Origin of the sequence: Longimicrobium sp. (assembly GCF_036554565.1) — a bacterium.
GTDB lineage: Bacteria > Gemmatimonadota > Gemmatimonadetes > Longimicrobiales > Longimicrobiaceae > Longimicrobium.
In genome coordinates, this window is record NZ_DATBNB010000486.1 from 1 (window position 1) to 5,092 (window position 5,092).

Sequence of the window (5,092 nt, forward strand, 5' to 3'; positions counted from 1 at the left end):
TCCAAAATCTGGGGTACGTCGCGGAAGTTGGTGCCGCCGGCCAGCGAGTAGTCCGCCGCCACAGTGGCCTGCCGGTGCTTCTCCGCGCGGACGCGCACCGGCGTTGTCCATCCGCCGCGGAGCCCGCGGTCCATCCGCACCTCGGCGCCGGTGACGAAATAGGGATCGGTGAAGTCGTAGCCGGCAATGAGCCCGGTGACGGTGTTCATGGATCCGGAGATGGCCGGGCCCACGCCCACGTCGCGCGTCTGGTTCAGGTATACGCCCACCCCCAGGCGGCTGGGCAGCGTTCCGCTCCATGCGTCGATGCTCGCGAACGGCTGCATGGGGCCGGTCGCCAGGCCGGCGCGCACGGCCAGCGTGGTTCCCTCCGTCTGGCGCCAGCGGTACCCCAGGCCCAGCGCCAGCCCCTCCGCGCGGTTGAAGCGGAGCGCCTGCGACGCGTTGCCCACGTCGATGCGGTTGGCGGGAAGCCCGCTCAGCAGGCGCCGGCCCATCAGCTCGGCGGCCTGCTGGCGCACGTCGCCCAGCTCGGTGCCGGGGCTGATCCCTTCGGCGCGCAGCTCGGCGTCGATGGCTTCTTCGAAGGCGAACCCCTCGCGCTGCTGCGTGGGAACCGACACCACGCGCCGGCCGCGGAACATCGCGTCGTCCAGCCCCTGGTTGAAGCGGTAGTTGCTGACGCGCATGGTGCCGCGGATGACGCCCCCCGCGGGAAGCCCCAGCTCGGGAAGCTGCCGCCGAAGCTCCACCTGCTGCTGGATGGGAAGCCAGAACCGGCCCTTGAAGAGCCCGTTCTCCATGCGGATGTTGATGTAGTCCAGGAACTTGTCGACGTACGCCACCGGCGTGAAGGTGAAGTCCATCCGCACGATGTCGCCGGCGCGGCGGTCCACGAAGATGGAGCCCACCATGGCGGCGCGGGACGGGTCCAGCGGGCGCACCTCCAGCTTGTACACGCGCACCGGCTCGCTCACGCCGGGCAAGCGGATGCTGGTGGAATCCACCAGGCGGTAGTGGTAGATGGCCGTGGCGCCGGGTGACGCGGGGTGCGGCACGTCGGCCACCTCGTCGCCGTCGCCCAGGCGGATGAGGTTGCCGAAATTGTCCTGCACCACGGTCAGGTGGTCTTCGTGGTAGCGGATGTTCGTGGGCAGGGCGCGCTCGTCGCGCAGGCCGATGATGCGCTGCTTCGATAGGTTGGGCGCCTTCCAGTATACGTCGAGCGCCACCTGGTCGGTCTTCACCAGGTTGCGCTCGCCGATGTCCATGCGGTCCAGGTAGAAGTAGACGTAGCCCCGGGCGTCGGCCTGGTAGTCGGCCATGCCGGTGTCGGCCTGCGTCACCTGCCGCCGGTACTGGGCGCGCGACACCAGCTCCAGTGCGCGGGGCGAGTTCCAGTCGCCACCTTCCTGCGCCGTGGCGGCCGACGGCTCGGCCAGCGCCGCTCCCAACGCCGCCGCGCCGACCGCCATCCGCATCAACAAAGCTCGCATGGGATTCCCTATCTGACGACACGGGTCCGGCCATCCACGCCGGACCCGCTGGGTTCGTTCATTCGAATCTGCCGGGCGGACGGGGCACATCGCATGGAAAAAGCGAATCCACGATCACCGGCCTCGCGATGGCGGTTGGAACCGCAGCTGGAACGTCACGAAGTCCGCCTGCGCGGACTGTGCGCCGTCCGCCGCCGGGGGCGTCCCGGGCGTCGTCGACGTGGCCGTCGTTCAGCTGCAGCCGTTCACCGCGAGCCTGGCGGTCAGGCGGCCGTTGATGGTGGGCTGCAGCCCCTCGTCGCTGACCCCCGCCGCGCGGGCGTAGTCGCCGCGGTTCACGGGATACTGCAGGTTGTCGGACACGTCGGCCGTCAGCCGGTTTCCGCCGGTGCCGGTGAAGCGCAGGTTCAGCGGCCGCGGCAGCAGCAGCTCCAATGCGATCGCCGAGTTCGACGGCAGGCTGATGGATACGTGCTGCTCGCCGTAGCTCACGCTTCCGCGCGCCTGCTGCAGGAAGGCATCCGACGCGCGCGTGTACACAAGGTCGAACTCGCCGCTTTGCGAGAGCGCCACGGTGAACTTGGGGCGGTTGAGGGGCGGCGTGGTATCGGCCGTGGACGTCAGCAGGTCCGCCGTCGGCAGGATGGTGTTGGCCGGCGAGAACCGGAGCTCGCACACCTGGTAGATGCCCGCCACCTGGGCGGCCGTCAGGCGCGTGGGCGTGGTGCCGCCGCCGTCGCCGCACGCGGCCAGCAGCGTCAGCGCGCCGAGCGCGGCGGTACGGGTCAGAAAGAGTCGCATGGTCCTGGCACTCCGAAAAGGTCGCGGGTCACGGGGATACGGCCCCGGCGGATGCGTGTACCCGCGCGCCTGCCGCACGGGTCCAACCGGTCATGCTACGGGGATCTCGCCGTCCACGGCGGGGGCCCCGGGTTCCGCCTCGGAGGTCAGCGCGCCGCGCTGCAGCATGGCGGCGTTCGGGTCCAGGTACGCATTCAGCGAGGACAGGACGGCGCGGTCCACCATCCCGTCGATCTGCTCCATGGCCGCGTACGCCCCCTCCACCCGCGCGCCCACGGCGGTCAGGTGCGACCAGATGGCGCGGCGGAACATCAGCAGCTCCAGCACCGTCTCGACGATGTTGTAGCCGGTCAGCCGGCGGGCGAAGCCGTGCACCGTCGCGAACTGCTCGGCGTCTTCGCGCGAGCGGTTGATCTCCAGCCGGTCGAGGATGGCGTCGAACAGCTGCGGCATGTGGTCCAGCAGCAGCGGCTCGGCCAGGGCCTGGCCCGTGGCCATGGCCTGGTTGGCGCGTACGCGCTCCATCCAGTCGCGCAGCACCGCCTCGCGGCCCACCCGCAGCTGGTCGACGGCGCTCCCCAGGTCGCGGATCTCGCGCTCGGTGTAGAACTGGTGTCCGGTGTCCGTCATTTCCGTTTCTGCTGAGGGCTCGCTCCGGGCACGGAAGCTAGCACGCGGCGCGCCGGGCGGGTAGCGTCACCGAAAAGATACGCGCCCGTCCTCGGAAAGAGACGGATGGGCCCGCGTCTCGCGAGCAAAGCCGCACGGTGGGCGCGGGCACGAATTCCGCGTCCCTGACCGGCGATCACACCCGCCTCACCCCCACCCGCGAGCGAAGACCATGCGCCTGCCCATCGCCCTCGTCGTCCCCGTGGTTCTGGTGTCAGCCTGCCTGCCGCGCTCCGTGCACGAGAGCGCCCCGGCACCGGACAACGCGCTTGCCTGCGCGCGAGAATCGCTGGAACGCCAGGGATACGCCGCCCAACCCGCGTCTGGAAGCAGCGCCTTCTCGGCCCGTCGCACCGTCGACAGCGTGTGGGTGCACCGGGTGGACCACCTGGTGAACGTCACCCTCGACAAGAATGTGTCACCGGCGCTTCATGTCCGTGGCGAGCGCGTGTACACCAAGTCCGGCAGGGAGGTGTACGTTCCCGGAGTTGCCCTGCGCGAGCCCGCGAGCTACCAGAGGCGGCTCGAGTCCGACGAAGTGCTTGCGACCGAAGTTTCGCGGGTGATCGCCGAGTGCGGCGCCTCCCCCGGCGAGCAGCCGCGGTCCGGGGTCCAGCACGCGGCCCGGGTCGCCGCGCGCACATCCTGACGAACCGTCACCTATCCAACCACGTGGCGCCCATGCCCAGGCTCATCCCGTTGTTCGTCGTCTTCAGCGCCGTCGTAAGCGGCTGCGCACCCGCGTCGTCGAGCACGCCCCCGGAACCCGGATCGACCAAGTACAGCAGCACCGGCCGAAGCCCCTGCCAGGGGCGAGGTGAGCGGTTCTTCGCCGGCGAGCCCACGGAACAGTCGCAGCTTCCCGGCGACGCGACCATCACCCGGCGCGTGAACCAGCGCGAGTGGGTGGGCTACTGCTACACCACGCCGGAGTCCGTCGCCCCCCGTTGACGGGCCGCGGCGGGAGCCGGGCTCGCCTCAGCTCCCCGACCGCGTCCAGATGAGGATTACCCCGCACGCGGAGTTGCTGCCGTTGTACTGCGGCGGAATGCGCGAGGCGTTGCCGTACGCCTCGATGGCCTCGATGTCTTCCGTCTGAACGAGGTCGTTGATGGAAACCCCGCCGGGCCCGTTCGCCGTGCCTTGCGACACGATGGTGCCGTCCAGGTACATCACCGGCAGGCACACGTCGGCCTGGCCCCGCTGCGTGCGGGCGATCGCGCCGTTGGTCTGCTGAGAGGTAAAGGTCACGTACTCGGTGCCGCGGCGGTCGCGGTACAGGCGGATGCCCTGCACGTCGTCCAGCACCTGGGCCAGCCGCGCTCCCCGCCGGCGCTCGATCTCTTCCCGGCGCATGAACCGCCCGAACCCCGTCGCCTCGCGATCGTAGAACCCGGTGGGCTCCAGCGACGCGATGCGCCGGGGACCCTGCCGGCCCGTCACCGTCACGGCCTGCAGCCCCAGCGGCTGGGCCGCCACGCGCACCGAAACTTCCACCGCCTCCGCCGCCGACACGGTAATCTCGCCCGACGCCGCAGGGGCGTACCCGGTGCGCGTCACGTTCAGCCGGTACACCCCCGGCCCGCGCAGCGCGAGCACGAATGCGCCGTCCGCTCCCGTGTGGACGGCCTGCTGCCGGCCTCCTCCCCCGGTCGCGACGACGCTCGCCTCGGGCACACCCTCGCCCGCCGCGTCCACCACGCGGCCGCGGATGGACTGCGCCTGCAGCGGAACGCCGAGAACGAGAGCGGTGAGCGCGATCAAACCGGCACGTAACGTAGTCATGGGCGTCCAGGAGCGGAGGGAAACAGGGGTGGTGAGCGGAGCGGAGATGGAAGCGGTTCTGCAAGATTCGCGCTGGCTCCCGGTTACCCCTGGCCGGCGATCACCAGGAACACGTCGTACAGCGCATGCGTCCACGCGGCGATCCCGAAGCCGCGCCACACGTACAATGCGCTGAACGCCACCCCCGCCAGCAGGCGGAAGGTAAAGCTGCCCAGTTCCAGCGGATACGCGTACGGCCCGATGTAGTGGAAGGCGGAGAAGATGAAGGCGGAGACGATTACCGCAACGGCCGCCGCGGGGGTGCGGCGGAAACCCATCCACACCAGCAGCGCCAGCAGCCC

General features: G+C 70.3%; 7 protein-coding genes. 2 read left to right on the plus strand and 5 right to left on the minus strand.

Features of this window, described 5'->3' with window-relative positions; genetic code table 11:
* The 3 genes from VIB55_RS13275 to VIB55_RS13285 form a co-directional block, all read right to left on the minus strand.
* Positions 1–1,481 (minus strand): hypothetical protein (locus VIB55_RS13275; protein ID WP_331877133.1); only part of this gene is annotated, 1,481 nt, incomplete at its 3' end.
* Positions 1,482–1,727: 246 nt separating this feature from the next.
* Entirely contained in the window at positions 1,728–2,297 is a 570-nt protein-coding gene (locus VIB55_RS13280) for a hypothetical protein (RefSeq protein WP_331877134.1), read from the minus strand.
* Positions 2,298–2,387: 90 nt separating this feature from the next.
* On the minus strand, positions 2,388–2,927 hold the full coding sequence (locus VIB55_RS13285) for an RsbRD N-terminal domain-containing protein (protein WP_331877135.1): 540 nt from the start codon (positions 2,925–2,927) through the stop codon (positions 2,388–2,390).
* A gap of 211 nt (positions 2,928–3,138) precedes the next feature.
* Between VIB55_RS13285 and VIB55_RS13290 the strand changes: the two genes are divergently transcribed.
* Positions 3,139–3,615: a hypothetical protein gene (locus VIB55_RS13290; RefSeq protein WP_331877136.1), complete on the plus strand. Its 477-nt coding sequence runs from the start codon at positions 3,139–3,141 to the stop codon at positions 3,613–3,615.
* 32 nt (positions 3,616–3,647) lie between these two features.
* On the plus strand, positions 3,648–3,917 hold the full coding sequence (locus tag VIB55_RS13295; RefSeq protein WP_331877137.1) for a hypothetical protein: 270 nt from the start codon (positions 3,648–3,650) through the stop codon (positions 3,915–3,917).
* Positions 3,918–3,944: 27 nt separating this feature from the next.
* Here the strand turns inward: VIB55_RS13295 and VIB55_RS13300 are convergent, their stop codons facing one another.
* Positions 3,945–4,751 carry a carboxypeptidase-like regulatory domain-containing protein gene (locus tag VIB55_RS13300; RefSeq protein WP_331877138.1) on the minus strand — a complete coding sequence of 269 codons (807 nt, stop codon included), beginning with the start codon at positions 4,749–4,751 and terminating at the stop codon, positions 3,945–3,947.
* A gap of 83 nt (positions 4,752–4,834) precedes the next feature.
* A partial coding sequence (locus tag VIB55_RS13305) for a type II CAAX prenyl endopeptidase Rce1 family protein (protein ID WP_331877139.1) occupies positions 4,835–5,092 on the minus strand: 258 nt, incomplete at its 5' end.

Excerpts from the sequence above, each read along its gene's own strand:
- VIB55_RS13285 (WP_331877135.1), bottom strand. The coding sequence starts at position 2,927 with ATGACGGACACCGGACACCAGTTCTACACCGAGCGCGAGATCCGCGAC.
- VIB55_RS13290 (WP_331877136.1), top strand. The coding sequence starts at position 3,139 with ATGCGCCTGCCCATCGCCCTCGTCGTCCCCGTGGTTCTGGTGTCAGCC.
- VIB55_RS13280 (WP_331877134.1), bottom strand. The coding sequence starts at position 2,297 with ATGCGACTCTTTCTGACCCGTACCGCCGCGCTCGGCGCGCTGACGCTG.
- VIB55_RS13300 (WP_331877138.1), bottom strand. The coding sequence starts at position 4,751 with ATGACTACGTTACGTGCCGGTTTGATCGCGCTCACCGCTCTCGTTCTC.
- VIB55_RS13295 (WP_331877137.1), top strand. The coding sequence starts at position 3,648 with ATGCCCAGGCTCATCCCGTTGTTCGTCGTCTTCAGCGCCGTCGTAAGC.